The 24,116-nt window shown below is 60.1% G+C and carries 27 protein-coding genes; 20 read left to right on the top strand and 7 right to left on the bottom strand.

The features are described from left to right. Window positions 1-10 precede the first annotated feature (10 nt). The gene (locus tag H9Q10_RS04760; RefSeq protein ID WP_197902887.1) at window positions 11-586 is read right to left on the bottom strand and encodes a TetR/AcrR family transcriptional regulator; all 576 of its coding nucleotides are present in this window, start codon (window positions 584-586) and stop codon (window positions 11-13) included. 178 nt (window positions 587-764) lie between these two features. Between H9Q10_RS04760 and H9Q10_RS04755 the strand changes: the two genes are divergently transcribed. From H9Q10_RS04755 to H9Q10_RS04735, 5 genes are all read left to right on the top strand, one after another. Next, window positions 765-1,745, top strand: coding sequence for an HlyD family secretion protein (locus tag H9Q10_RS04755; protein WP_238480138.1), 981 nt, complete (start codon window positions 765-767; stop codon window positions 1,743-1,745). 9 nt (window positions 1,746-1,754) lie between these two features. Beyond that, window positions 1,755-4,703 carry a ribosome-associated ATPase/putative transporter RbbA gene (rbbA, locus tag H9Q10_RS04750; RefSeq protein WP_197902886.1) on the top strand — a complete coding sequence of 983 codons (2,949 nt, stop codon included), beginning with the start codon at window positions 1,755-1,757 and terminating at the stop codon, window positions 4,701-4,703. A 1-nt stretch (window position 4,704) separates the two neighbouring features. Next, a complete protein-coding gene (locus H9Q10_RS04745; protein WP_197902885.1) occupies window positions 4,705-5,832 on the top strand; it encodes an ABC transporter permease in 1,128 nt (375 codons plus the stop codon). 96 nt (window positions 5,833-5,928) lie between these two features. Further along, window positions 5,929-7,464, top strand: a complete 1,536-nt coding sequence (locus tag H9Q10_RS04740) for an efflux transporter outer membrane subunit (protein ID WP_197902884.1) — start codon at window positions 5,929-5,931, stop codon at window positions 7,462-7,464. A 59-nt stretch (window positions 7,465-7,523) separates the two neighbouring features. Continuing rightward, entirely contained in the window at window positions 7,524-8,069 is a 546-nt protein-coding gene (locus H9Q10_RS04735; protein WP_197902883.1) for an ankyrin repeat domain-containing protein, read from the top strand. An 80-nt stretch (window positions 8,070-8,149) separates the two neighbouring features. Here the strand turns inward: H9Q10_RS04735 and H9Q10_RS04730 are convergent, their stop codons facing one another. Further along, window positions 8,150-8,602, bottom strand: coding sequence for an Lrp/AsnC family transcriptional regulator (locus H9Q10_RS04730; protein WP_197902882.1), 453 nt, complete (start codon window positions 8,600-8,602; stop codon window positions 8,150-8,152). A gap of 169 nt (window positions 8,603-8,771) precedes the next feature. On the opposite strand from H9Q10_RS04730, the gene H9Q10_RS04725 reads away from it, so the two are divergent. Together H9Q10_RS04725 and H9Q10_RS04720 are read left to right on the top strand one after the other, a co-directional pair. Further along, window positions 8,772-9,263 (top strand): GNAT family N-acetyltransferase, encoded by a 492-nt coding sequence (locus tag H9Q10_RS04725; protein WP_197902881.1) that lies wholly within the window; start codon window positions 8,772-8,774, stop codon window positions 9,261-9,263. A 171-nt stretch (window positions 9,264-9,434) separates the two neighbouring features. Then, the gene (locus tag H9Q10_RS04720) at window positions 9,435-9,854 is read left to right on the top strand and encodes an SRPBCC family protein (protein WP_197902880.1); all 420 of its coding nucleotides are present in this window, start codon (window positions 9,435-9,437) and stop codon (window positions 9,852-9,854) included. Window positions 9,855-9,908: 54 nt separating this feature from the next. Here the strand turns inward: H9Q10_RS04720 and H9Q10_RS04715 are convergent, their stop codons facing one another. Beyond that, window positions 9,909-10,301 carry a Cu(I)-responsive transcriptional regulator gene (locus H9Q10_RS04715; protein ID WP_197902879.1) on the bottom strand — a complete coding sequence of 131 codons (393 nt, stop codon included), beginning with the start codon at window positions 10,299-10,301 and terminating at the stop codon, window positions 9,909-9,911. Between the two features lie 108 nt (window positions 10,302-10,409). Here H9Q10_RS04715 and H9Q10_RS04710 point away from each other — a divergent pair, with 108 nt between their 5' ends. The 6 genes from H9Q10_RS04710 (at window position 10,410) to H9Q10_RS04685 (ending at window position 16,009) form a co-directional block, all read left to right on the top strand. Next, a complete protein-coding gene (locus tag H9Q10_RS04710; RefSeq protein ID WP_197902878.1) occupies window positions 10,410-10,619 on the top strand; it encodes a heavy-metal-associated domain-containing protein in 210 nt (69 codons plus the stop codon). 98 nt (window positions 10,620-10,717) lie between these two features. Next, window positions 10,718-12,883: a heavy metal translocating P-type ATPase gene (locus tag H9Q10_RS04705; RefSeq protein ID WP_197902877.1), complete on the top strand. Its 2,166-nt coding sequence runs from the start codon at window positions 10,718-10,720 to the stop codon at window positions 12,881-12,883. Between the two features lie 204 nt (window positions 12,884-13,087). Next, on the top strand, window positions 13,088-14,185 hold the full coding sequence (locus H9Q10_RS04700) for a 5-methyltetrahydropteroyltriglutamate--homocysteine S-methyltransferase (protein WP_197902876.1): 1,098 nt from the start codon (window positions 13,088-13,090) through the stop codon (window positions 14,183-14,185). Window positions 14,186-14,364: 179 nt separating this feature from the next. Continuing rightward, on the top strand, window positions 14,365-14,724 hold the full coding sequence (locus H9Q10_RS04695; protein ID WP_197902875.1) for a hypothetical protein: 360 nt from the start codon (window positions 14,365-14,367) through the stop codon (window positions 14,722-14,724). Window positions 14,725-14,742: 18 nt separating this feature from the next. Then, entirely contained in the window at window positions 14,743-15,411 is a 669-nt protein-coding gene (locus tag H9Q10_RS04690; protein WP_197902874.1) for a hypothetical protein, read from the top strand. Between the two features lie 67 nt (window positions 15,412-15,478). Next, on the top strand, window positions 15,479-16,009 hold the full coding sequence (locus H9Q10_RS04685; protein WP_197902873.1) for a hypothetical protein: 531 nt from the start codon (window positions 15,479-15,481) through the stop codon (window positions 16,007-16,009). 71 nt (window positions 16,010-16,080) lie between these two features. Here H9Q10_RS04685 and H9Q10_RS04680 read toward each other — a convergent pair whose 3' ends face one another. After that, the gene (locus H9Q10_RS04680) at window positions 16,081-16,740 is read right to left on the bottom strand and encodes an NAD(P)-dependent oxidoreductase (RefSeq protein WP_197902872.1); all 660 of its coding nucleotides are present in this window, start codon (window positions 16,738-16,740) and stop codon (window positions 16,081-16,083) included. A gap of 132 nt (window positions 16,741-16,872) precedes the next feature. Here H9Q10_RS04680 and H9Q10_RS04675 point away from each other — a divergent pair, with 132 nt between their 5' ends. Genes H9Q10_RS04675 through H9Q10_RS04660 form a run of 4 tightly spaced genes read left to right on the top strand, consistent with a single transcriptional unit; the run spans window position 16,873 to window position 18,755 of the window. Further along, a complete protein-coding gene (locus H9Q10_RS04675; RefSeq protein WP_197902871.1) occupies window positions 16,873-17,286 on the top strand; it encodes a DUF2251 domain-containing protein in 414 nt (137 codons plus the stop codon). Window positions 17,287-17,289: 3 nt separating this feature from the next. Next, window positions 17,290-17,592 carry a hypothetical protein gene (locus H9Q10_RS04670; protein ID WP_197902870.1) on the top strand — a complete coding sequence of 101 codons (303 nt, stop codon included), beginning with the start codon at window positions 17,290-17,292 and terminating at the stop codon, window positions 17,590-17,592. 6 nt (window positions 17,593-17,598) lie between these two features. Then, a complete protein-coding gene (locus H9Q10_RS04665; protein ID WP_197902869.1) occupies window positions 17,599-18,501 on the top strand; it encodes a LysR family transcriptional regulator in 903 nt (300 codons plus the stop codon). Between the two features lie 38 nt (window positions 18,502-18,539). Continuing rightward, window positions 18,540-18,755: a hypothetical protein gene (locus tag H9Q10_RS04660; protein ID WP_197902868.1), complete on the top strand. Its 216-nt coding sequence runs from the start codon at window positions 18,540-18,542 to the stop codon at window positions 18,753-18,755. Window positions 18,756-18,858: 103 nt separating this feature from the next. Here the strand turns inward: H9Q10_RS04660 and H9Q10_RS04655 are convergent, their stop codons facing one another. The 3 genes from H9Q10_RS04655 to H9Q10_RS04645 all read right to left on the bottom strand — a co-directional run bounded on the left by H9Q10_RS04655 (window position 18,859) and on the right by H9Q10_RS04645 (window position 21,013). Then, the gene (locus H9Q10_RS04655) at window positions 18,859-19,293 is read right to left on the bottom strand and encodes a hypothetical protein (RefSeq protein ID WP_197902867.1); all 435 of its coding nucleotides are present in this window, start codon (window positions 19,291-19,293) and stop codon (window positions 18,859-18,861) included. Between the two features lie 86 nt (window positions 19,294-19,379). Continuing rightward, on the bottom strand, window positions 19,380-20,717 hold the full coding sequence (locus H9Q10_RS04650) for a sodium-dependent transporter (RefSeq protein WP_197902866.1): 1,338 nt from the start codon (window positions 20,715-20,717) through the stop codon (window positions 19,380-19,382). A gap of 50 nt (window positions 20,718-20,767) precedes the next feature. Then, on the bottom strand, window positions 20,768-21,013 hold the full coding sequence (locus tag H9Q10_RS04645; RefSeq protein ID WP_197902865.1) for a hypothetical protein: 246 nt from the start codon (window positions 21,011-21,013) through the stop codon (window positions 20,768-20,770). 130 nt (window positions 21,014-21,143) lie between these two features. Between H9Q10_RS04645 and H9Q10_RS04640 the strand changes: the two genes are divergently transcribed. The 3 genes from H9Q10_RS04640 to H9Q10_RS04630 all read left to right on the top strand — a co-directional run bounded on the left by H9Q10_RS04640 (window position 21,144) and on the right by H9Q10_RS04630 (window position 23,950). Next, entirely contained in the window at window positions 21,144-22,124 is a 981-nt protein-coding gene (locus tag H9Q10_RS04640) for an aldo/keto reductase (RefSeq protein ID WP_197902864.1), read from the top strand. Between the two features lie 51 nt (window positions 22,125-22,175). Further along, the gene (locus tag H9Q10_RS04635; RefSeq protein WP_197902863.1) at window positions 22,176-22,769 is read left to right on the top strand and encodes a flavodoxin; all 594 of its coding nucleotides are present in this window, start codon (window positions 22,176-22,178) and stop codon (window positions 22,767-22,769) included. A gap of 203 nt (window positions 22,770-22,972) precedes the next feature. Next, window positions 22,973-23,950, top strand: coding sequence for an aldo/keto reductase (locus H9Q10_RS04630; RefSeq protein WP_197902862.1), 978 nt, complete (start codon window positions 22,973-22,975; stop codon window positions 23,948-23,950). Window positions 23,951-24,116 lie beyond the last annotated feature (166 nt).

Genomic DNA, 24,116 nt, shown 5'->3' with positions numbered 1-24,116 from the left:
GCGCACGTGCTCACGCCAACAACAACTTGCTCATTTCCGCCCATGCCTGGCGAATTTCAGGCAGGCGCAGGGGGAGGTCTCGGCTGAAGAAATAGTTCATGCTGCCCAATATGATGGTGGCGAGCATATCGGCCTGGTAGTCCCAATCTTTATCGGGGGCGGCGCCGGGGCGGGTGCGGGCAAAACGGAGGAACTGCTGTTTGATTAAGCCGTGCATGTCGCGGTAGAGGTGGTGGCGGCGGGTATCGACTTTCCACAGCGCGAGGATGAGCCGGCGGCGGCTGTGTATCCAGTAGGAGGCTTCGGGCATCACGTTTAAAAACGCGTCGAAGCTGCCCACTTGGAAACGGGTGCGCAAGAGGGCGCCGTATTCGGCTTTGAAGTCGGCAATCATTTTGCCGGCCAGATCGCTTTTGCCGGAGTAGTATTTGTAGAAGGTGGAACGGTTTACTGGGGCGCGATCGAGAATATCCTGCACAGCGATTTGGGCGAAGGGCTTTTCGTGCAGCAGATCGATGAATGCTTCGCGGATGGCGCGGTGGGTTTTGATGATGCGCGGGTCGGTGTAGTCTGCGTGTTCGGTCATGATGGGCCTGGCTGACGGGTTGCGGCGATGTTATTTTGCGGTTTCCCGTGCGCTTAAGCAACTGTTTTAGCATTTTCGTATGCTTAGTGGCACACGGCATCGCTTTTTAACGGTTTGCAGCGCCCGGCCGTGCCTTTAGAATTGTTCCCAGTTCACGCATTCCTGTGAGGTATCCGCCATGAAACTGCCCAAACGCCTGTTGCTCCTGCTGCCGCTGGCCGCGATCGCCGGCATCGGCATACTCGTGTTCCGCCAATACAGCGCGTCCGACCCGTTGGCGGGCATCGCCCACGCCAACGGCCGGCTGGAATTTGCCCGCATGGACGTGGCCAGCCTGTATGCCGGTCGGGTGGAGGAAATGCTGGTGCAGGAAGGGCAGTATGTGGAGGCGGATACCGTGCTGGCGCGGCTTTCTTCCGACACCGCGCAGGCGCAGCTTTCCGAAGCGCAGGCCGGCAAGGCGCAGCTGGAGCAAACCGTGCGCCGCGCCCAGGCGCAGGTGGACGCCCAGCAGCAGCAGCTGAAAACCGCGCAGATGGAAGCCGACAACGCCCGCCAGCTGTTCCGCGACAATTTAATCTCCCAAGCCGAGCTCAACACACGCCTGGCGCAGCGCGATGCCGCCCGTGCCGCCGTGCAGGCCGCGCAGGCCGCCCGCAACGAGGCGCAGGCCGGGGTGGGGCAGGCACAGGCCAAGATGGCACAGGTGTCTTCCGTGATCGGCGATTTGTCGGTGCGCGCGCCGCAGGCCGGACGGGTGGAATACCGGCTGGCCGAGCCGGGCAACGTGCTGCCTGCCGGCGGCAAAGTGGTGAGCCTGTTGAACCTGAACGACGCCAGCATCAGCCTGTTTCTGCCCGCACCCACGGTGAACCAAATCCCGCTGGGCAGCGAGGCACGTATCAAAATGGACGGGCTGGACGCGGTGTTCCCCGCCACGGTGACCTATGTTTCTGCCGAAGCGCAGTTTACGCCCAAATTCGTGGAAACCGCCGAAGAACGCACCAAGCTGATGTTTCGGGTGAAGCTGCAAATCCCCGCCGACGTGGCAGCCAAATACCAGGGCTACCTGAAAGGCGGCATGACGGCCACCGGCTATGTGCGCACCGATGCCAAGCAGCCCTGGCCGGCCGGGCTGCGCACCCGCCTGCCGCAATAGGATAAGGCCATGCAGAACGCCATCGAGCTGAGCAGCGTTTCCCACGCCTACCGCAAACGGCAGGCGCTCAAAGGCGTGTCGCTCGCCATCGAAAGCGGCAGCACCGTGGGCCTGATCGGGCCGGACGGCGTGGGCAAATCCACCCTGCTCTCGCTGATTGCCGGCGTGCGCACCATCCAAAGCGGCGAAGTGCGCGTGCTCGGACACAACCTGGCGCACAAGGCCGAGCGCGAAGAGATGTTGCCGCACATCGCCTTCATGCCGCAGGGCTTGGGCAAAAACCTCTACCCCACGCTTTCGGTGTATGAAAACATCGATTTCCACGCCCGCCTGTTCGGCCTGAACAAACAGCAGCGCCAGCAGCGCATCGCTCGCCTGATGCAATCCACCGGCCTGGCGCCTTTCGCCTCCCGCGCCGCCGGCAAGCTTTCCGGCGGCATGAAGCAGAAGCTCAGCCTGTGCTGCGCGCTGGTGCACAACCCCAAGCTGCTGATTTTAGACGAACCCACCACCGGCGTGGATCCGCTCTCGCGCCGGCAATTTTGGGAGCTGGTGCGCGAACTGCGCGCCGAAAACCCGGGCATGACCGTGCTGGTGGCCACCGCCTACATCGACGAAGCCGAGCAGTTTGAGCAGCTGCTGGCCATGGACGACGGCAACATCCTAGTAAACGGCCGCACACAGGCCATCCTCGCGCAAAGCGGCTGCACCACGCTGGAGCAGGCCTATATCCGGCTGCTACCTGAAAACAAGCAAACCCATTGGGACGACAGCCAACTGCCGCCCTTCATCCCCGACGATTCCCTGCCGCCCGCCATCGAAGCCGAAAACCTCAGCAAACGCTTCGGCGATTTCACCGCGGTGGACAAAGTGAGCTTCCGCATCCGCCAAGGCGAAATTTTCGGCTTTCTCGGCTCCAACGGCTGCGGCAAAAGCACCACCATGAAAATGCTCACCGGCTTGCTCGACGCTAGCGAAGGCGAAGCCACGCTTCTGGGCGAACCCATCGATGCCGGCAGCGCCGCCGTGCGGCAACGTGTGGGCTATATGTCGCAGGCGTTTTCGCTGTATGAAGAGCTCTCCGTGCGGCAAAACCTGGTGCTGCACGCCCAGCTCTACCAGCTCGGCAGCAAAAGCGAAGCCGCCATCGCCGCCGTGCTGCAGCAATTCGAACTGGCCGATTTGGCCGACGCCATCCCAGCCGCCCTGCCCTTGGGCGTGCGCCAGCGCCTGCAGCTGGCCGCCGCCTGCCTGCACCGCCCGCAGGTGTTGATACTCGACGAGCCAACCTCCGGCGTCGATCCCGCCGCGCGCGATATGTTTTGGCAGTATTTGTTCCGCATGGCGCGGGAAGAACGCGTGACCATTTTCGTGTCCACCCACTTCATGAACGAAGCCGCCCGCTGCGACCGCATCTCGCTGATGCACCGAGGCCGCGTGCTGGCCGTGGGCGCACCCGACGAACTGCGCCGCCGCCAGCACGCCGACACCCTGGAAGAAGCCTTCATCCGCTATCTGGAGCAAGACGAAGCCGCCGAACAGCAAAGGCTACCTGAAAATGAGCATAGCGAGTTTCGCCAAAACGAACGAAGTGAGTTTCGCCAAAATGAGCGTAGCGAATTTCGCCAAAACGAAAGGCTACCTGAAAAATCTGAAGAGGCATCCGCAGCCCCAACCGCCCAAGCAAGGCTACCTGAAAACGAGCATAGCGAGTTTCGCCAAAACGAACGCAGCGAGTTTCTGCACAGCAAAAACGAACGCAGCGAGTTTCTGCACAGCAAAAACGAACGCAGCGCGTTTCTGCACAGCAAAACCCCCGCCGCCCATTCCGGCCTACGCTACTGGCTCGCCGCCGTATTCACCTTCACCCGGCGCGAAGGCAAAGAGCTGCTGCGCGACCGCATCCGCCTCATGTTTGCCCTCATCGGCCCGCTCGTTTACCTGCTGGCCGGCAGCCTCGGCGTATCCTTCGACGTAAACGAAATGGACTTCGCCGTGCTCGACCAAGACCAAAGCCGATACAGCCGCGAGCTGGCGCAACAGTTCGACGGCTCAGCCTACTTCCGCCAAACCGCCAGCCTCGGCTCCCGCGCCGACATCGACACCACCCTCACCGCCGGCCGCGCCCGCATGGTGATGGAAATCCCGCCCGGCTTCGGCAAAGACCTGATGCTGCAACGCCGCCCCCAGCTCGCCTTCTATGTGGACGGCTCCTGGCCCTTCGTGGGCGAAAACATCATCGGCTACGCGCAAGGCATCCTCAGCCAATACGGCACCGAGCTCTACCGCCAACACGGCATCCGCCCCGCCGCGCCCACCGAAGTGCAAACCCGCTTCATCTACAACCCCACCTTCAAAAGCATCAACGCGCTCACGCCCGGCTTCCTGATGCTCTCGCTGATGATGATCCCCGCCATGCTCACCGCGCTCTCTGTGGTGCGCGAAAAGGAAATCGGCTCCATCATGAACCTATACAGCTCGCCCGCCTCGCCCTTCCAATACCTTTTGGGCAAGCAGCTGCCCTATGTGCTGCTCTCGCTCTTGAGCTATCTGATTTTGCTCGGTGTGGTGGTGTTCGGGCTGGGCGTGCCGCTGAAGGGCTCGTTTGCCGCGCTCACGGCGGGAGTGCTGTGTTTCGTGCTCGCCTCCACCGGCTTCGGGCTCTTGGTGTCCACCTTCGTGCGCACGCAGGTGGCGGCGATTTTTGCTGCGGCGATTCTGGCAATGATTCCGGCGATGAACTTTTCCGGCATGCTCTATCCCACTTCTACCCTAAACGGCACGGGCTACTGGATGGGGCAGCTGTTTCCAAGCAGCTGGTTTCAAACCATCAGCCTGGGCACCATCACCAAAGGCCTGGGCTGGCGCGATGTGGACACGCTGTGCGGCATGCTCTTGCTGTTTTTCGCCGTCTATTGGCTCGCCGCCGGGCTGTTACTGAAAAAACAGGAGAAATAACATGCGCCAGTGGTTGAAAAACGTGTGGTATTTGGGCGGCAAGGAAATCCGCAGCTTCTTCACCGATTATGCGCTCTTCGGGCTGTTGGTGTTTATGTTTACCTTTTCCGTGTATTCCGTGTCGAAAAACATGACGGTGGAAATGAAAGATGCGGCGGTGGCAGTGTACGACCAAGACCGCAGCGCGCTCACCTACCGCATCCGCGATGCCATGCTCGCGCCGCAATTCAAGCATGTGGCCGACATCGACAGCGGCCAAATCGACCGCGCCATGGATTTGGGCGAATACAGCTTCATCCTCGCCATCCCGCCCAACTACACTGCCGACCTTTTGGCCGGCAAACGCCCGCAGCTGCAATTGCTGGTGGACGCCACCGCCATGTCGCAGGCCGGGGTGGGCTCCGGCTACATCCGCCAGATTGTGAACCGCGAAGTGGGCGCTTATCTGGGCCAGCCCAATGCCACCGCAGCCGCGCCTTTCGAGCCGGTGATGAATGTGTTGTTCAACGAAAACCTGCGCAGCGATTGGTTTATGCCGCTCAACCAGCTGGTGGGCAACGCCACCCTGCTCACCATCCTCTTGGTGGGCGCGGCTGTTATCCGCGAGCGAGAGCACGGCACGATCGAGCATTTATTGGTGATGCCGGTGGGCGCGAGCGAGATTGTGATGGCCAAGATTCTGGCCAACGGGCTGATCATCCTCGTTTCCTCCACCCTCTCGCTGCTCTTGGTGATGCACCGTGTGGTGGGCGTGCCGATCCACGGCTCGCTGCTGCTGTTTATCGCCTGCCAGGCGGTGTACCTCTTTTCCGTGGCCGGGCTGGGCGTGCTGCTGGCCACCCAGGCGCCCACCATGCCGCAGTTCAGCCTGCTGTGCATTATTGTGTATATCGCCGTGTTCCTGCTCTCCGGCAGCACCTCGCCCATCGAAAACCTGCCGCCCGCCGTGCGCACGGTTTCCGAGCTCTCGCCGATGACCCACTTCTCTGCCATCAGCAAAGAAATCATCTTCCGCGGCGCCGGCTGGAGCGTCATCCGCCGCAGCGTGCTGGTTACCGCCGTTTCCGGCGCACTCTTCACCACCCTGGCCATCGTCCGCTTCCGCCGGATGCTGGCGCAGCAGAATTAGCGGAACAAAAAGGCTACCTGAAAAATCATGCTTCATTTTTCAGGTAGCCTCATACGGATAGCCCGTAGTTTTAGGTAGCCCGTAGGTCGGGCATTCATGCCCGGCAAACCAAACCATAGCCCCAAAGGCTACCTGAAAATCCTCACCACTTTTCAGGTAGCCCACCCCAAGGAAAACACCATGCCCGCATCCAAACTCCTCCCCATCGCCCTCGCCCTCCTCCTCACCGCCTGCACCGCCACCCAGATCGACCGCCAATCCGCCATCGCGCTGCCCGAACACTTCCAGCACACCGGCCAATCCAACCCCGCCCCCAACCTCGCCCGCTGGTGGCAGCAATGGCCCGACCCCCAGCTCGCCCGCCTCATCGAACAAGGCCTGCAACACAACCACAGCATCGCCCTCGCCCAGAGCCGACTCCAAGAAGCCCGCGCCACCGCCCGCCTAGCCGAAGCCGACCTCCGCCCCAGCGCCGGCCTCGCCGCCAACGCCTACGGCTACCGCAACCACCACCGCGACCCCTACCTCGGCAACGGCGGCCACCTCGCCTCCGCCGGCTTCAGCGCCGCCTGGGAGCCCGACATCTTCGGCCAAAAAAGCAGCGATGCCGATGCCGCCCGCGCCGCCGCCCTCGGCGCCCAAGAGCAGCTCCACGGCAGCCGCCTCATCATCAGCGCCCAAATCGCCGAACACTACCTGCGCGCCGCCCACATCCAGCAGCAGCAAACCCTCATCGCCCAACAGCTCGCCACCCTCGGCGAACTGGCACGCTACATCGCCGGCCGCTTCCAAGCCGGCCACGCCACCGCCCACGACACCAACGCCATCGCCGCCCAAATCCAAGCCCTAGAAGCCCGCCAAAGCACCCTGCAAGCCCAGTTCGACGCCGAACAGCGCAGCATCGCCGTGCTCACCGGCCAAACCCCGCAAAGCTTCCGCCTCGATAGCGAAGCCATGCGCCGAGCCGCCCCCCTGCAGCACCTGCCCGCCCCGCCCCAAGGCATCCAGCCCGCCGAACTGCTCAACCAGCGCCCCGACATCCGCGCCCGCGCCGCCGAAGTGCAAGCCCGCAGTGCCCTGCTCGCCAGCGCCAAAGCCGACCTCCTCCCCCGCTTCAACATCCAATTCCTCTGGCAAACCGGCCGCATCGAGCTCAACAGCGACCTCGCCCCCCTCAACCGCGCCCGCAGCAGCAACGGCGGCCTCTTCAGCATCGGCGTGCAGCTCCCCCTCTTCACCGCCGGCCGCATCCGCGCCAACATCCAAGCCGCCGACGCCCGATTGCAATCCGCCCTCATCCAATACGACCAAACCCTGCTGCAAGCCCTCGCCGACGTCGACAACGCCTACCAGGCCCAACATGCCCTCGCCGAGCAACAGCAGCAGCTCCAGCAGGCCGAGCGCACCGCCCAACGCCAAGTGCGCGACGACCGCCAGCTCTTCCGCTACGGCCGCAAAACCCTCGACACCGCCCTGCAATCCCAGCTCGCCGCCATCGACCACAGCCAGCGCCTCCTCGACAACCGGCTCGCAGCCGGCCTCAACCTGCTCAACCTCTACAAAGCCATCGGCAGCGGCTGGCAACAGGAAACCAGCCCGCCTGTTGCAACAGAAACCGCCGCAAAACAGTAAAATAGGCTACCTGAAAATTTTCAGGTAGCCTCAATACAGATATATGAGAATAGACAACAATGAAAAACAGAATAACTCAACTCCCGCCTGAAACTATTGATGAACAAATTGTTGGTGCAAATGGGGATGGGAACATATTGTTCTTGGAAGAAATGGAACGTACAGGGAAGTTTGATCCACTTTACATTACTCCTTCCGCACACTGGAATTTCCTACATAGGATAAATATTAATTCATATAGCCCCGCCCCTTTGCCCACTGTTTATTTTTATTTAGAGAGAGGCGTAGAGGTGAACGCCCAAGACTGCTACGGCATGACCCCGCTGCATTACGCTATGCTGGCTGAGAACGGCGATGCCGCCCTGGCTCTATTGGAAGCGGGCGCCAACCCCAACATCCCCAATGAAGACAATGTGATTCCCTTGGGCATGATGGGCGCCATGCCGCATCGGCTGGATGTGTTGAAAAAAATGCTGGAAAACGGTGGGGATGTGCACTACCCCAATGCCAATAGCGGGATGGAACTGCTGGCTTTTACCAAGCACTATCGTTCCGAACGGGACGGTTTTAAAGAAATTATAGAACTAATGGAACAATATGCTTAGAGAGAGGCTACCTGAAAATTTTCGCTTCGCAGAAACTCCGCTGTGCTGAATTTTCAGGTAGCCTCATCCTTCACCTTCCCCTACCTAATCGGCAGCCCCCTTTCCACCACATTCTTCATCACCAAAGTCGAGCTCAGGCGCGCCACGTTCGGCAGGTGGGTCAGGTATTGATCGTAAAACAGCTGGAAGGCTGCCAAATCTTCGCTCACGATGTGCAGCATATAATCCGGATCGCCAAACAGCCTTTGCGCCTGCGTGATTTCCGGCATATCGGCAATAGCCTGTTCAAACAAAACAATATTTCGATTATCGCCGCTCTTAAGCGACACAAACACAATGGCCGCAAACCCCAAACCGAGCTTTTGCGGGGCGAGGCAGGCCTGATAGCCCCGGATTACCCCGTCCTGTTCCAACAGCCGCACCCGTCGCTGGCAGGGAGACAGGCTGATGCCGGCCTTTTCTGCCAAATCAGTGAGAGAAATCCTCCCGTTTTCCTGCAAACAGGCAAGAATTTTCTTATCTATCCTATCCATCCGAGAAAATCTTTCAAAAATAAACTCAATCATAGCAAATTAAGCAAATTCTTTCTAAGCGGATTTGGCTACAATAGCGCCATTGCAACGTCCTGATTCGGATGCGCCACAAACCGCCTTGCAGACAGGAATGCACAAAACCACCCTCATCCAACATAAAGGAAAGAAAATGCAGTTAAGCTTCGGCCACCCGACCCAAACAGACCTCCCCCGCATCATGCAGATCGAACAGGCAGGCTTCACGCCCGAAGAAGCCGCTAGCGAAGCCGCCATGCGCGAACGGATCGATTTGATCAACGACAGCTTTATCGTAGCCCGCAACTCAGCAGGCGAAGTGCTCGGCTATGTCGTCGGGCCCGTGGTAAACGCCCGCTATATCCACGACGAGCTGTTCAAGAAATCCCGTGCCAACCCGCCCCAAGGCGGATTCTGCGCAATTTTGAGCCTGGCCGTCGCCCCCGAATGCCGCAAAGCAGGCATTGCCGGGCAGCTGTTGCAACAGCTCATCCGCCAATGCCGTGCCGCCCAACGCGAAGGCATCACCCTCACCTGCCTGGAAAACCTGATCCCCTTCTACGAAAAACACGGCTTCCAGAACGAAGGCATCTCCGACTCTCAGCACGCCGGGGAAACTTGGTATAACCTGGTTGCGGAACTGTAATCAAACAACCGGCTAGCCCATCGAAAAAGGCTACCTGAAAACCATTTTTCAGGTAGCCTCACTTTATCCGGTTTATATCCAGTTTATCGAGCAGTAGAATCCGGTAAGCCATCTGGCAAAATTAGACATCCACAGCAATACCGCCAAATACAAACGAAGCGAGCCGCCACCATGCCCATCCAATCCCGAATCCGCCGCACCGTTCCCGCCGACATCCAAACCGTGTGGCGCACCGTTACCTCCCTCACCGACTACGCCTGGCGCAGCGACGTGCAGAAAATCGAGCCGCTCAGCGCCACCCAATTCCGCGAATACGGCCACTCCGGCGCCGGCACCCTGTTTACCGTTACCCAATCCCGGCCGCCGCACCTGTGGGCCTTCGATATGGAAAACGACACCTTTTCCGGCCACTGGGTCGGCCGCTTCACCGCGCTGGCCAACGGCCGCACCGAGCTGGATTTCACCGAATCCCTTACTCTGAAAAAACGGCTGCCGCGCTGGCTGGTGAAACTCTACCTGCGCCGGCAGCAGCAAAAATACTGCCGCGACTTATGCCGCAAACTGCAGCAAACACCGCCCGAAGCCCAATAAAGGCTACCTGAAAACCATTTTTCAGGTAGCCTTTTCCCCTTCCGCACGCGCGGCCTAATCCTCCCCCAATCCCGACAAAATCGCGCATTCCGGGCAATCGCTGCCCGCGCAGGCATCGTGCCAGCGTTGCAGCTCGGCCACCATGTTTTGCAGTTTGCCGATTTGCGCTTCCAGCTCGGCGATGTGCTGCGCGGCAAGCGCCTTCACTTCGCGGCTGGTGCGCTGCGGGTTGTCTTGCAAATGCAGCAGGCGGCCGATTTGCGGCAGCGAAAAGCCCACTTCGCGCGCGTGGCGGATAAAGCGCAGGCGGGCGAGGTCGTCCTGGCCGTAGCGGCGGTAGCCCGCTTCGCTGCGCTCGGCAGGGGCGAGCAGGCCGTGCTTTTCATAATCGCGGATTTGCTTGGCGGAAAGGCCGCTTTCGGCAGCGGCCTGGCTGATGTTCATCATAAGGCTTGACCTTTACTCGGGGTGAAGCTTTATAGTGGCGGCACACGGCGGGAAAACAAGCCCGCCCCCCATTATTTATGGCTACCTGAAAACAGAAAGGAAATCCCTATGCAAACCATCACTTTAAACATCGGCGGCATGACCTGCGGCGGCTGCGTGAAAAGCGTAACCCGCATTTTGGAAAACACCGAAGGCGTGGCCAAAGCCGAAGTGAACCTGGAAAAGAAAAACGCCGTTATCGAATTCGACCCGGCGAAAACCAATGCCGCCGCGCTGATTGAAGCCGTGGAAGACGGCGGCTACGATGCGGCTGTGTAAGCCTGCCGAACCTCAGGCTACCTGAAAAAACCTAGCTTCATCCAAGTTAAAACAGCCCAACCATTTTTCAGGTAGCCTCCCGCACAAGAGGAAAAACCATGCAACAAAAAGTCCGCTTCCAAATCGAAGGCATGACCTGTCAGGCTTGTGCTTCGCGTATCGAGAAGGTATTGAACAAGAAAGATTTTGTCGAATCGGCGGGGGTGAACTTCGCCAGCGAGGAGGCGCAGGTTACGTTTGACGACAGCAAAACTTCCGTCGCCGACATCGCCAAAATCATCGAGAAAACGGGTTACGGCGCGAAGGAAAAAACCGATGCGCTGCCGCAGCCTGAAGAAGCTGCACATATCGGCTGGCGGCTGTGGCTGCTGTTTGCCATCAATGTCCCGTTTTTAATCGGTATGGCAGGGATGATGGTCGGTCGGCACGACTGGATGCTGCCGCCTTTGTGGCAGTTTGCACTGGCGAGCGTGGTGCAGCTTTGGCTGGCCGTGCCGTTTTACAAAAGCGCGTGGGCGAGCATTAAGGGCGGGCTGGCGAATATGGATGTGCTGGTTACCATCGGCACGGTGTCGATTTACCTCTATTCCGCCTATATGCTGTTCCACCACCGCGCGATGGGGCATAGCGGGATGTCGCACGTTTATTTTGAAGCGGGCGTGATGGTCATCGGCTTTGTATCGCTGGGCAAATTTTTGGAACACCGCACCAAAAAATCCAGCCTGAACAGCCTGTCTTTGATGCTGAAACTGACGCCAACTCAGGTGAACGTGCAGCGCGACGGCGAATGGAAGCAGCTTCCCATCGACCAGGTGCAAATCGGCGACCTTATCCGCGCCAACCACGGCGAACGCATTGCCGCCGACGGCATCGTGGAGAGCGGCAGCGGCTGGGCGGATGAAAGCCACCTGACCGGCGAATCCAATCCGGAAGAGAAAAAAGCGGGCGGCAAAGTGCTGGCGGGCGCGCTGATGACTGACGGCAGCGTGGTGTACCGCGCCACCCAATTGGGCAGCCAAACCCTGCTCGGCGACATGATGAACGCGCTTTCCGAAGCGCAGGGCAGCAAAGCACCGATTGCGCGCGTGGCGGACAAAGCGGCGGCCGTGTTCGTCCCGACTGTGGTCGGCATCGCGCTTTTGACCTTTGTCGGCACTTGGCTGGTCAAAGGCGATTGGACGGTCGCGCTGATGCACGCCGTCGCCGTCTTGGTCATCGCCTGCCCGTGTGCGCTCGGTTTGGCCACGCCCGCCGCGATTATGGTCGGCATGGGCAAGGCGGTGAAACACGGCATCTGGTTTAAAGACGCCGCGTCTATGGAAGAATCCGCCCACGTCGATACCGTCGTCTTGGACAAAACCGGCACGCTGACCGAAGGCAAACCGCAAGTCGCCGCCGTTTGGCTTGCGCCCCAAGGCGGTTTTGACGAAGACGCTTTGTACCGCATCGCCGCCGCCGTCGAACAGACCGCCACCCACCCGCTCGCCCGGGCCATCGTCGATGCCGCCCGCGCGCGCGGTTTGGACATCCCCGCCGCACAAGATGCGCAAACCGCAGTCGGCGCAGGCATTGCCGCCGAAATCGAAGGCATAGGTTCGGTCAAAGCGGGCAAACCCGATTACGTCGGTTTAAGGCTACCTGAAAACCTTTCAGACGACGTTTGGCACATCGCCAGCATCGTCGCCGTCGCCGTCAACGACAAACCGATCGGCGCGTTCGCCCTTGCCGACACACTCAAAGCCGATGCCGTCGAAGCCATAGGCCGTCTGAAAAAACACAACATTGATGTTTATATTATGAGCGGCGACAACCCAGGCACGGTCGGCTACATCGCCGCACAACTGGGCATCGCCCACGCCTTCGGCAACATGAGTCCGCGCGACAAAGCCGCCGAAGTGCAGAAACTCAAAGCCGCCGGCAAAACCGTAGCCATGGTCGGCGACGGCATCAACGACGCCCCCGCGCTTGCCGCCGCCAACGTCAGCTTCGCCATGAAAGGCGGCGCGGACGTCGCCGAACACACCGCCTCCGCCACCCTGATGCAGCATTCGGTCAATCAATTGGTCGATGCCCTGCTGGTGTCTCAGGCAACGCTGAAAAACATCAAGCAAAACCTGTTTTTCGCCTTCTTCTACAACATCTTGGGCATTCCGCTCGCCGCCTTCGGCTTCCTCAGCCCCGTCATTGCAGGCGCGGCCATGGCAGCCAGCTCGGTTTCCGTGTTGGGCAATGCTTTGAGGTTGAAACGGGTGAAGATTGATTGAGGCGAAGTAAGAGGCTACCTGAAAATCTGCAACGGTTTTATGCCGCTCGATTTTTCAGGTAGCCTTTCCCTTCCCGCAAAGGCTACCTGAAACAAGTTCCGCTGAAATCCAAGTTTTTGCGCAATAAAAGCCCATTCTCCGTTTGCACAACCCCGCCGCCAGCCGTTAGCATTACACCTTCCCTCTCAGCATAAAGGACATCCCATGAGCAAAATCCTCCCCCTGCACGCCGACACCGTCGGCAGCTATCTGCGCACCGCTGCGCTCAAACAGGCCCGCGCTGATTTTGCCGCAGGCAAAATCAGCCGCGAAGCGCTCACCCGCGTGGAAGACCAAGAAATCGCCAAACTGGTGCAAGAGCAGCTCGACGCCGGTATCCAAGTCATCACCGACGGCGAATTCCGCCGCTCCTGGTGGCACATCGACTTCCTCGAAAACCTCAACGGCATCGAAGGCTTTGTCCCCGAGCAGGCCTACGCTTTCAAAGGCACCGAAGTCCGCAAATACAACACCCGCTGCAACGGCAAAGTATCGTGGAATCCTGAGCATCCGTTTATCCGGCACTATCAATCGCTGGCCGAAATCGTGGGCGGGCGCGGCATCGTGAAATACACCATCCCCAGCCCCAACCAACTGATGTACCCCTTTATTTGGGACACCGGCGTGTATGCAAGCAAACAGGCCTTCGCCGAAGACGTGCGCCAAACCTATAAAGACGCCATCCGCGCCTTCTACGACGCCGGCTGCCGCTACCTGCAAATCGACGACGTGTATTGGGGCACGCTGTGCAACAACTACGGCAAGCCCGATTTCGATTTTGAAGACAGCAAACGCTACGCGCTGGAAAACGTGCAGGCCATTTTGGCCGACAAACCCGCCGGCATGACCATCACCACCCACGTTTGTCGCGGCAACTACAAATCGTCTTACCTTTTGAGCGGCGCGTATGACCCCGTGGCGCCCGATTTGTTCGGCAAAACGGCTTATGACGGCTATTTCCTCGAATACGACAACGAGCGCAGCGGCGGCTTCGAGCCCCTGAAATATTTCAACGACAATTCGCACAAAGGCCGCATCGTGCTGGGTTTGATCACCTCCAAATTCCCCGAGCTGGAAGACAAAGCCGCTGTGAAGGCGCGCATTGCCGAAGCCGCGCAAATCGTGCCGCTGGAACAGTTGGCCTTGAGCCCGCAATGCGGTTTCGCCTCCACCGAAGAGGGCAACATCATGACCGAAGCGCAGCAGTGGGCGAAAGTGCGGCTGGTGGAAGAAATCGCCAAAGAAGTGTGGGGCGAAGACTGATTGCCAAGCAAAACAGCAGGTTTGCCCCTGCTGTTTTTTGCGCCGCGCCGATACGGATATTTTGCCGGGCCGCAACTCCGTTGAAACCACATTTCGCCGTGCCGAAGGCTACCTGAAAAACAATAAGCACTTTCCCGCCATCCTGATTTTCAGGTAGCCTCAGCATAAGGAGCACTCCCATGAAAAGCTATATGCTCAACATCCCCGCCTTCCAATATCCTGAATCATTTAAAAAAATGATCGAGCTGAATTTAGTCGATTTCGATATTTGGTATTTGTTGGATGCCGAACGCGCAAAAATCCGTTATGACGGGTTGCAAAACCGTTACCCAACAAGAAAACTGATTCCCTTTGCCCGAAGGGACGACTGCGACGACATTGCCTGCTTCGAAATCGGCAAAGGCGGCAAAGTCCAGCTCATCCACGACTTCGCCGGCCCCGGCTGGGAGCAGCGCCGAGAATTCCCCGACTGCTGGGTATGGCTCGCCCAAGCCGTGAACGACATGATCGAATACAACCGCGAAGACGGCATCGTCTAGCCCAAACCAAACCCCGCCATGCTCCGCCACGCTCTCATCGCCCTGCAAACCCTCCTCGGCACCCCCCTGCGCGCCCGCCGCGCCGCCCAAGCCGACGCCCGCACCGCCGCCGATCTCGCCGCGGCCCGCGACCCCGCCCCCCAGCTTGCCGCCTACCTGCAACACCCCGAATCCTGGGCCTGCCGCTTCCCCAAAGCCCGCGCCGCCGGCCTCACCCTCCACACCAGCCAAGACGGCCGCCTGCGCAGCTTCTCCTGGGCACACCAGGGCAGCCGCCGCACCCTGCTCCAATCCCGCAGCCCCGGCGGCCGCAGCCAAATCCACCCCGACCTCATTCCCGCAGGCCGAATCGAACGCCTGCACACCGCCCGCCTCGCCCCCTACGGCAGCGTCTATGTCCTCCTCGCCGAACACAGCGATGGCGAACACACCGAAAAATCCCTCCACCTGTTCCACTTCGTCGCCGAACAATTCCAGCCCCTGCCCCTCATCCACACCGCCCCCGATGCCGAGCCCACCCACCGCCTGCATTTCCGCTACAGCGGCCGCCACGCCAACAACTACTTCTTCTACGACCCCGGCAGTCACACCATCAGCCAGCCCCACATCAGCCCCCACACGCACACCCCCACCCAACACCGCCTCCGCTACCGCTTCAACGGCAGCCTATTCGTCCCCCACCATTAAAGGCTACCTGAAAACGCCCCAACCCGGCATTGCCGCGCCCGACACACCTAAAGATACACTCCGCCCCATGACCCAACTCCCCCTCTCCCAATGGCACACACCCGAGCAAGTGCGCGACATCCTGCTCACCCTGCCCGAGAAAAAACGCAACCGCGCCCTCTACGAACTCGTTTGGCTGTTCGACCACCACAATCCGCAAGGCACGCTGGAAACCGAAGCCCAACTCGCCACCCTGCGCCTGCTCTGGCACGACACACGCTTTCAAGGCTTAGAAAACATCAAATGGTGGCTGCACGACGTGCTCCTCCTCGACGACGACAACGGCTCATGGCTCGCCCTCCAGCCCGAAGTCGAAACCCTGCTCGACGTGCTCCACCCCGAAACCTGCCGCACCTATGGCGACCACGGCGGCATGCGGCACAGTGCGGAAACGCTCGAACCCTTCGTTGTCCGAATGTTCGCCCACGGCACCCCAGCCGCGCGCGGCATCGCCCGGGACTGCCTTTATTGGAGCGAAGCCCTCCGCCGCCTGCGCCCCGACTGGCACGAATGGCTCCAAAACGAAATCCGCAAGCTGCACGAAAAACACGGGCAATAAACGCCCGCCCTCTCCCGCACAAAAAAGGCTACCTGAAAAATTTCAGGTAGCCTTCCATCATCCCGCCGCGTTTACACCGATGCCACGGTAAAGCGCTGGTGCAAATGCGCCTTTTTCTCCACATCATCCGCAATCGCAATCGCCAAATCGGCCACGCTGATGCCCGCCGGCGCATCGCCCGCCATCAAAAGCTCGTTGCCGCCCAGGCGGTATTGGCCGGTGCGCTCCTCGCTGAAGCCGCCGTCGGCGCCGAGGCAGGCCGGCGGGGACACCATCGCCCAGTTCACATCGGCGTGTTCGGCCTGCAAATCGCGCAGCAGGTTGCGCGCCGCATTTGCCCCGTCGAAAATCTCTTTCGGGAACACGGGCGTGTCGATCAGCTGCACGCCGGGCGCCACAAACAGGCTGCCCGCGCCGCCCACGGCCAAAAGATAAGGCACCTTCGCCGCTTTGGCCGCCGCCAGAATCGTCACATAGCCGGCGGTGAAATCGCGGCCGATGTTCGGGTTGGCCCAGCCCGGGTTGAACGCACTCACCACCGCATCGAAGCCGGCCAGTCGCTCGGCAAAATCGGCAGCCAGCACATCGGCCTGCACCGCTTTCACGTTCGGGGCGGCAAACACCTTGCCCGTGTTGCGCGCAAACGCAGTTACCTCATGCCCGCGCGAGGCCAGCTCGCGCACCACAGCGTTGCCCACATATCCGGTGGCACCAATCACAGCGAATTTCATATCAAGCTCCTTAAATAATGGATAAAACCAATCAAATCACGATGGAGCGCATTATAGGGAAACGCCGGCCGCTTGATAATCCGCCGCAAACTGTTTACTCTGTGAAGCTGGACTAAACAATCGGAGCTCCCCATGGCGCAAAAAACCCTGTACCTCGGCCGCGAGCCGCAAGCCTTCACCCCCGGCCAAGAGCTGGTGTTGGAATCCTTTTTCCAACAAAGCCCCTACGGCGTGGTGTTTGAAGACGACTGCGGCACCGGCTATTTCTATGCCGTGCACCAGGAAGAAGGCATCCTCGACGCGCTGCACATCTACAACGCGGAAGACGTGGCCGACCGCCATATCCCTTCCGAAGTCAGCATCCTGTGGAGCGAAGACCTCGGCCTCGCCGCACTCGACATCAACGGCTACATCCACGCCGTGTTCGACTTTACCGCCCACGCCGGCTACTGCCGCAACGCCTTCCCCGAGCCCTACGGCAGCTGGCTGCGCGAGCCCAACCGCCTGCTCACCAACGAGCTGCTCGACCGGCTGCTGGGCGCATAAATCATGCACAATCAAATTGTTCAAGCAGGCAACCGTTTCAGCCTGTCGTTTGCCAGTTTAGGCGGCCACGAACACTGCTTTTTCTCGCAACACGCCCAAACCGGCCACGAGCTGGCCAAAATCATCCGCCGCATCATGCGGGAGGAAAACATCAAAAATGTCGAGCTCGCCGTAGAGCAAGACAGCCTCACGCTCAGCGCCAAAAAACGCCGCCCCTTGGAAAGCATATGCACACGGCTCGAGTTTGAAATACGCGTATTTGAAGGCAGCGCTTATACGGTGAAGACAAAAAACTTGTTTAAATAAACTGTTATGGACGACCTCAAACCCCTCCTCGCTTTCGCTGCCGTACTCGAACACGGCAGCATGAATGCCGCCGCCCAGGCGCTGGGCATGACCCCGTCTGCCGTGAGCCAGCACATCAGCCGGCTGGAAAAACTGCACGGCGTGAAGCTGTTGCACCGCAGCACCCGCCGCCTCGCCCCCACCGATGCCGGCCAGGTCTTGGGCGAACACTGCCGCCGCCTGCTCGCCACCGTGCGCGACACCCGGCTCGCCCTCTCCGGCCTCAAAACCGACATCGCCGGCAGCGTGCGCCTCGCCGCGCCCACCGGCCTGGCCAACGCCGCCGCCTTCCGCCGCGCCCTGCTGCGCCTCTCCCGCGAGCACCCCGCCCTGCAAATCGATCTTCAGCTGGGTGAAGCCCTCGCCGACCTGCGCGAAGGCGGTATCGACATCGCCCTGCGCGGCGGCGAACACGCGCTCGACGCCCCCGAGCTCATCGCCCGCAAGCTCGCCGAATGGCCGTGGCGCATCTGCGCCGCCCCCGACTACCTGAAAACCGCCCCGCCCATCGCCCAGCCCGCCGACCTCGCCGCCCACCGCTGGGTGTACCACCAGCCGCCGCAGCTCGAGCTCGCCTGCGGCCGCGAACGCCGCCCGCTCAGCATCAGCAGCGGCCTGCGCTGCAACCAAATCGCCGCCGTGCGCCCCCTGTGCGAAGCCGGCCTCGGCCTCGCCCTCATCATCCAAGGCGAAGCCGCCGACGCCGTGCAAAGCGGCAGCCTTCAAATCGTGCTGCCCGAATGGCGGCTGCCCGCCGTTGCCCTCTACGCCGTTACCCCGCACCGCATCCAATCCGCCCGCATCGCCGCCGTGCTTCGGATATTGCAGGAAAGCTTCGCCGAACCGCCCGCCGCCGCAGAGGCTACCTGAAAAATCAGCTTTGGCACGGCCAGCAACGGCAGCGCGGGATGGGCGATATTTTTCAGGTAGCCGCCAGCACAACGCCAAGGCTACCTGAAATTGCGCGCGCCTTTAGACCATCCCCGTATCCAGCCGAATCTTTCTATCGGATCAAGGGAAATATGCAAGCAGCCGATTTGAACCACGAAAAAGCCGCAGCCGAATGTTCATGGCAGGAATTCGGCTTAATCCACAGCGCATTGGTGGAAATCCTAGCGAAATAGGTCAGATTCAACCCGACGCAAGCCGATGAACGCCAACCAACAGAAAGGCTACCTGAAAAATGCCGAAGCATTTTCAGGTAGCCTTCCCATACAGCCTATCGGCTTAGCGCAAACGGTTCACCATCATCGCCTGCGGATAGCCGTTCACCAGCGCAAACATCCAATAGGCGCGGCGGCCGGAGTGATTGCGGTCTTCCACGTGGCAGAAGCCCAACGCCTGGTTTTTAACACAGCTGAAGCGGTGCGCCTGCCAAGATGCGGGCAGCGTGGCTTTCCACTGCGCCATATCGCGCGCCGAAGCGTCCACCAGCCGGCATTCGCCCGTGCCGCGGCACACCGGCGCCCAGCGGGTTTCCGGCAGCCGGCGGCCATCCATCATCCACTGCCGCCCCTGCAAATAAAAGCGCATCTGCATGGCGGTGGGCTGCTGGGTTTGGCTGTGCAGAATCACATAGTCGCCCTGGTCTTGCGCATCCAGCGCATAGGCGGGCAGGCAGCCCAAGCCCAACAGCAGCAAACAGGCCAATTTTTTCATCATGCTCTCCTAAACTAGGGGGAAATCAACCCTTCTTTTTTCAGGTAGCCTCAAAGCAGCGGCAGGCTACCTGAAAACCCGCATGCCATCTACAGCCAACCCAGCGTGTTGGCAAACACCAGCAAAATCGCCACCGGCGCCAAAAAGCGCAGCGCGGCCAGCCACAGCGCAATCACCGCCTGCGGCACACTGCTGCCCTCACGCATGTGCCCGAACACATCGCTCTTCTGCCGCACCCAGCCCACGAATATGGCCACCAGCAGCGAGCTGATGGGCATAATCAGCGCGGTAATCATGTAATCCCACAGGTCAAACAGGGTTTTGCCGAACAGCGTCCAATCCGAGAGCACGCCGAAAGACAGCGCCGAAGGGATGCCCACGATGAAGATGGCCGTGCCGATGATCCAGGTGGTTTTGGCGCGTTTGCCCTCGTCTTCGCGGATCACGGCGGCAATCACCGTTTCCAGCATGGAGAAAGCCGAAGTGAGCGTGGCGAACACCACCAAGAGCATAAACACCGCAAACAGCAGATTGCCCATCGGCAGCTTCATAAACACCGCCGGCAGCACCACGAAAATCAGTCCCGGCCCCTGCCCCGGCTCAAAGCCGAAAGCAAACACGGCGGGGAAAATCACCAAGCCGGCCAGCAAAGACACCAGCAGGTTCATCCACATGATGCTGTTGCCCGAGCGGAACAAATCCTGTTTTTTATCCAGATAGGCGGCATAGGTAATCATGGTGGACACGCCCAGGCTGAGCGCGAAGAAGGCCTGCCCCAGCGCCGTGAGCATGGTTTGCGGCGTGAAGTGCGACCAATCCGGCTTGAGCAAGAAAGAAACGCCCGCCATCGAGCCCGGCAGCGTGAGCGAGCGCACCGCCAAGAGCACAAACAGCAGGAACAGCGCCGGCATCATATATTTATTAGCCTTTTCGATGCCGGTGGAAATCCCGCTTTTCACTACCCACACCGTCATCAGCATAAACAGCCCCTGGTAGGCAACCGACCCCGCCGGGCTGGAAATCGTTTGGCCGAACAGCGCGTTGAAATCCGAGCCTGCGTGAATGCTGCCGTCAAACGCGTGCACCACATAATTCAGCACCCAGCCGCCCACCACGCTGTAAAACGACAGCAAAATAAAGCAGGCAAACACGCCCATGCGCCCGATCCAAGGCCACAGGCTGTTGGGTGCCAGCGTTTTAAACGCATCCACCGCATTTTTGCCGCTGCGCCGCCCGATATAAAACTCGGCCAGCTGCACCGGCAGTGCCACCAACACGGTAAAAATCAGAAACATCAGGAAAAACACCGCGCCGCCGTTGGTGCCGGCGGTGTAGGGGAATTTCCAAATCGCGCCCAAGCCGATGGCGGAGCCCGCCGCAGACAGGATAAAACCGATTTTGGACGACCAGGAAGCAGGAGTTTTCATAGCAGTATTAAGGATAAGGCAATTCAACAAAGGCGCGATTTTAACAAAATTTAGCGCACGGCAAGCCGCCCTGCCCCGCCGGGCACGCGATTACGCAGTTTTCCTGCCCAAATCCCCTGCCGCTTGGCGCGACAGGCCGCCATTCCAGCCTGATATTGAAATTTCATGCCGAATAATTTTATAAATAGAAATTTTATTGCTAATAAAAGCAAAAGAACCTGCCAATCAAGCGGCTTATTGCCCGATCGTCCAATCGCCTTTGGCCAAAAGGCTACCTGAAAAATACCGGCAGGCAAGCGCCGCCGGTTTTCAGGTAGCCTCTTTCATGAGTTTGGCTCATAGCCCCTATCAAACAAACCCAGTTTATCTATCATGCACTTGTCGCTACCATGCCTCCATCCACTGAGCAACCATAAGGAGTTCCCCATGCAAACCCGCCAACTCGGCCGCCAAGGTCTTGCCGTTTCCGCCATCGGACTCGGCTGCATGAGCATGACTTTCGGCTACGATACCGCCATCTCCGAAGCCGACGGTATTGCCCTCATCCGCCGCGCCTTCGATTTGGGCGTGCGCTTTTTCGATACTGCCGAAGCCTACGGCGAAGCGAACGAGCGGCTGGTCGGCAAGGCGGTTGCACCGTTTCGCGAACAGGTCGTGGTCGCCACCAAATTCGGTTTTAAAAACGGCATCGTCGCCGAAGGGCTGGACAGCCGCCCCGAACGCATCCGCGCCGTGGTCGATCAGTCGCTCTCGCGCCTGAATACCGACTATATCGACCTGCTGTACCAACACCGCGTCGATCCCGCCGTGCCGATGGAAGAAGTGGCAGGCGCGGTTAAGAATTTGATTGCCGAAGGAAAAGTCAAATATTTCGGGCTTTCCGAAGCAGGTGCGGAATCCATCCGCCGCGCCCACGCCGTGCAGCCCGTTTCCGCCCTGCAAAGCGAATATTCGCTGTGGTGGCGCGAGCCGGAAGCGGAGATTTTCCCCGTGTTGTCGGAACTGGGTATCGGCTTTGTGCCGTTCAGCCCGCTGGGCAAGGGTTTCCTGACCGGCGCGATTACGGCGGGCAGCCAGATTTCCGACGGCGATTTCCGAAAAAACCTGCCGCGTTTTCAGGAAGATGCGATGAAGCAAAACGCCGCGCTGCTGGACGTGATTGACGCCGTTGCCCGCCGCCACGGCGCAACCAAGGCACAAATCGCGTTGGCTTGGGTATTGGCACAAAAACCGTGGATTGCCCCCATCCCCGGCACGACCAAAATGCACCGCCTCGAAGAAAACCTCGCCGCCGCCGACATCACGCTGACTGCCGCCGACTTGTCCGAACTCGACGAAGCCCTGCGCCGTATCGAAATCGTCGGACACCGTTATACCGAAGCGTCGCAAAAAATGGTGAACCGCTGATACGGGCAGCCTGAAAAGGCTACCTGAAAAACCCGCCCGAAAGGGAAACCGATGAACCGCCGCGAATTACTCGCCCTGCTCGCTGCAGGAGCAATGACCATGACTTCCCGCCCCGCCCACGCCCGCGCTTCCCGCCCGCTGGTGGCCTATTTGAGTCGCAGCGGGAATACACGTGCCGTTGCCGAAATCATCGCCGCGCAAACCGGCGGCAATCTGTTCACCATCGAACCCAAGCCGCCGTATCCGCGCAACTATCAGGCGAACGTCGATGCCGCCGCCAAAGAGCTGGAACAGGGCGGCGCACACCCGATTGCCCGCCTGCCCAACCTGGCTGCGTATGACCGCATCTATCTGGGCTGGCCGACCTGGGCCATGCAGATGCCGCCGCCCGTGCAGACCTTTTTGCGGCAGGCCGACCTGCACGGCAAAACCGTCATTCCGTTCAACACCCACGCAGGCTGGGGCGCGGGCGACGGCTTCCAAACGCTCCAACGCCTCGCCCCGCACAGCCGCATCCTAGCCGGATTCAGCACCGAAGGCGGTTACGAACGCAGGGGCATCCTGCTGGCGATTAAAGGGGAACGCCGCGCGGCGGTAGAACGCGAAGTGCGCGAATGGCTGCGGCGGCTGGGGCAGGCTGCCTGAAAGCCGAAAGGCTACCTGAAAAGGCAATGCAGTTTCCGCTAAAACGGTGTCCTGCGAAGCAGGCGGGAATTCTGCCAAGCAAAACCCCGTTTCAAGCAGCCCCATCGCCCCCGCAATACCCCCCATCCGTTTTCCCGATTTCCCCGCCCGCTCGAACCCCGTTATCATCCCATCCATCATCCAACGCCCCCAAGGAGACCTCCATGAACAGGAAACCCTATCTCGCCGCCGCCGTGCTGGCCGCGCTCGCCACCGCCTGCAACGGTGCGCCCCGTGCCAACGCACCGGCACCCACTTCCGCCCCATCCGCGCCGCCCACCGCTTCCGCCGCCCAACCTGCCGCGCAAGCCCCGCAATTTGATTTGGCCAAACGCAGCGTGCGGCTCAACAGCGGCTACGATATGCCCATCGTCGGCATCGGCGTGTTTATGCTGGACAACGAAAAAGCCGAAGCCTCGGTGCTGGCCGCGCTCAAAGACGGCTACCGCCTGATTGACACCGCCCACATCTACGGCAACGAAGCCGCCGTCGGCCGCGCCATCCGAAAATCCGGCATCCCGCGCGACCAGATTTTCCTCACCACCAAGCTGTGGACGGCAGACTTCCCCAACGCCGCCGCCGAAATCGACGTCATGCTCAAACGGCTGGATACCGACTACATTGACCTCGTGCTGCTGCACCATCCCGCCCCGCACGACGCGGAAGCCTACAAAGCCATGGAAGCTGCCGTGGCCGCCGGCAAAATCCGCTCCATCGGCCTGTCCAACTATTATGAAAAAGAGTTCGCCGACATCCTGCGCGTGGCCAGCATCCCGCCTGCCGTGGTGCAGAACGAAACCCACCCCTACAACCAATGGCGCAGCCTGAAACCGCTGTTCGACCGCCACGGCACGGTGCTGGAAGCCTGGTATCCGCTGGGCGGGCGCGACCGCTACGGGCGCGGCGGCACGCAGACCCTGTTTGCCGACCCCGTCATCGCCGCCATCGCCCGCGCGCACGGCAAAACCCCCGCGCAAATCATCCTGCGCTGGCACTTGCAGGACGGCAACGTCGCCATCCCCGGCTCGTCCAACCCGCGCCACATCCGCGAAAACATCGACATTTTTGATTTCAGCCTGAGCGACGACGAAATGGCGCAAATCCGCGCGTTGGACAAGCAGCAGCGGTTTTCCACGTTTTAAAACCCGCGCGGGATAAGGATAAGGCTACCTGAAAAAAGCGCAGCAGTTTTCTGCGGGCGGATATTTTTCAGGTAGCCTTTATTTGTGAATAGCGTTCATAACCATTTGCAGTCCAAATGGGTTAATCCCAAATTGGAGAGTGCGTACAATGCCTGCTGTCCATTCC

It is taken from the genome of Eikenella glucosivorans, from assembly GCF_016025525.2.
GTDB lineage: Bacteria > Pseudomonadota > Gammaproteobacteria > Burkholderiales > Neisseriaceae > Eikenella > Eikenella glucosivorans.
The sequence above is the reverse complement of the archived record's forward strand: the minus strand, read 5'-3'. Positions and strand labels throughout refer to the sequence as shown.

What these genes read in the sequence shown, in the direction of transcription:
- H9Q10_RS04760 (WP_197902887.1), bottom strand. Translation starts at nt 586, where the DNA reads ATGACCGAACACGCAGACTACACCGACCCGCGCATCATCAAAACCCAC.
- H9Q10_RS04755 (WP_238480138.1), top strand. Translation starts at nt 765, where the DNA reads ATGAAACTGCCCAAACGCCTGTTGCTCCTGCTGCCGCTGGCCGCGATC.
- rbbA (WP_197902886.1), top strand. Translation starts at nt 1,755, where the DNA reads ATGCAGAACGCCATCGAGCTGAGCAGCGTTTCCCACGCCTACCGCAAA.
- H9Q10_RS04745 (WP_197902885.1), top strand. Translation starts at nt 4,705, where the DNA reads ATGCGCCAGTGGTTGAAAAACGTGTGGTATTTGGGCGGCAAGGAAATC.
- H9Q10_RS04740 (WP_197902884.1), top strand. Translation starts at nt 5,929, where the DNA reads ATGCCCGGCAAACCAAACCATAGCCCCAAAGGCTACCTGAAAATCCTC.
- H9Q10_RS04735 (WP_197902883.1), top strand. Translation starts at nt 7,524, where the DNA reads ATGAAAAACAGAATAACTCAACTCCCGCCTGAAACTATTGATGAACAA.
- H9Q10_RS04730 (WP_197902882.1), bottom strand. Translation starts at nt 8,602, where the DNA reads ATGGATAGGATAGATAAGAAAATTCTTGCCTGTTTGCAGGAAAACGGG.
- H9Q10_RS04725 (WP_197902881.1), top strand. Translation starts at nt 8,772, where the DNA reads ATGCAGTTAAGCTTCGGCCACCCGACCCAAACAGACCTCCCCCGCATC.
- H9Q10_RS04720 (WP_197902880.1), top strand. Translation starts at nt 9,435, where the DNA reads ATGCCCATCCAATCCCGAATCCGCCGCACCGTTCCCGCCGACATCCAA.
- H9Q10_RS04715 (WP_197902879.1), bottom strand. Translation starts at nt 10,301, where the DNA reads ATGATGAACATCAGCCAGGCCGCTGCCGAAAGCGGCCTTTCCGCCAAG.
- H9Q10_RS04710 (WP_197902878.1), top strand. Translation starts at nt 10,410, where the DNA reads ATGCAAACCATCACTTTAAACATCGGCGGCATGACCTGCGGCGGCTGC.
- H9Q10_RS04705 (WP_197902877.1), top strand. Translation starts at nt 10,718, where the DNA reads ATGCAACAAAAAGTCCGCTTCCAAATCGAAGGCATGACCTGTCAGGCT.
- H9Q10_RS04700 (WP_197902876.1), top strand. Translation starts at nt 13,088, where the DNA reads ATGAGCAAAATCCTCCCCCTGCACGCCGACACCGTCGGCAGCTATCTG.
- H9Q10_RS04695 (WP_197902875.1), top strand. Translation starts at nt 14,365, where the DNA reads ATGAAAAGCTATATGCTCAACATCCCCGCCTTCCAATATCCTGAATCA.
- H9Q10_RS04690 (WP_197902874.1), top strand. Translation starts at nt 14,743, where the DNA reads ATGCTCCGCCACGCTCTCATCGCCCTGCAAACCCTCCTCGGCACCCCC.
- H9Q10_RS04685 (WP_197902873.1), top strand. Translation starts at nt 15,479, where the DNA reads ATGACCCAACTCCCCCTCTCCCAATGGCACACACCCGAGCAAGTGCGC.
- H9Q10_RS04680 (WP_197902872.1), bottom strand. Translation starts at nt 16,740, where the DNA reads ATGAAATTCGCTGTGATTGGTGCCACCGGATATGTGGGCAACGCTGTG.
- H9Q10_RS04675 (WP_197902871.1), top strand. Translation starts at nt 16,873, where the DNA reads ATGGCGCAAAAAACCCTGTACCTCGGCCGCGAGCCGCAAGCCTTCACC.
- H9Q10_RS04670 (WP_197902870.1), top strand. Translation starts at nt 17,290, where the DNA reads ATGCACAATCAAATTGTTCAAGCAGGCAACCGTTTCAGCCTGTCGTTT.
- H9Q10_RS04665 (WP_197902869.1), top strand. Translation starts at nt 17,599, where the DNA reads ATGGACGACCTCAAACCCCTCCTCGCTTTCGCTGCCGTACTCGAACAC.
- H9Q10_RS04660 (WP_197902868.1), top strand. Translation starts at nt 18,540, where the DNA reads ATGGGCGATATTTTTCAGGTAGCCGCCAGCACAACGCCAAGGCTACCT.
- H9Q10_RS04655 (WP_197902867.1), bottom strand. Translation starts at nt 19,293, where the DNA reads ATGATGAAAAAATTGGCCTGTTTGCTGCTGTTGGGCTTGGGCTGCCTG.
- H9Q10_RS04650 (WP_197902866.1), bottom strand. Translation starts at nt 20,717, where the DNA reads ATGAAAACTCCTGCTTCCTGGTCGTCCAAAATCGGTTTTATCCTGTCT.
- H9Q10_RS04640 (WP_197902864.1), top strand. Translation starts at nt 21,144, where the DNA reads ATGCAAACCCGCCAACTCGGCCGCCAAGGTCTTGCCGTTTCCGCCATC.
- H9Q10_RS04635 (WP_197902863.1), top strand. Translation starts at nt 22,176, where the DNA reads ATGAACCGCCGCGAATTACTCGCCCTGCTCGCTGCAGGAGCAATGACC.
- H9Q10_RS04630 (WP_197902862.1), top strand. Translation starts at nt 22,973, where the DNA reads ATGAACAGGAAACCCTATCTCGCCGCCGCCGTGCTGGCCGCGCTCGCC.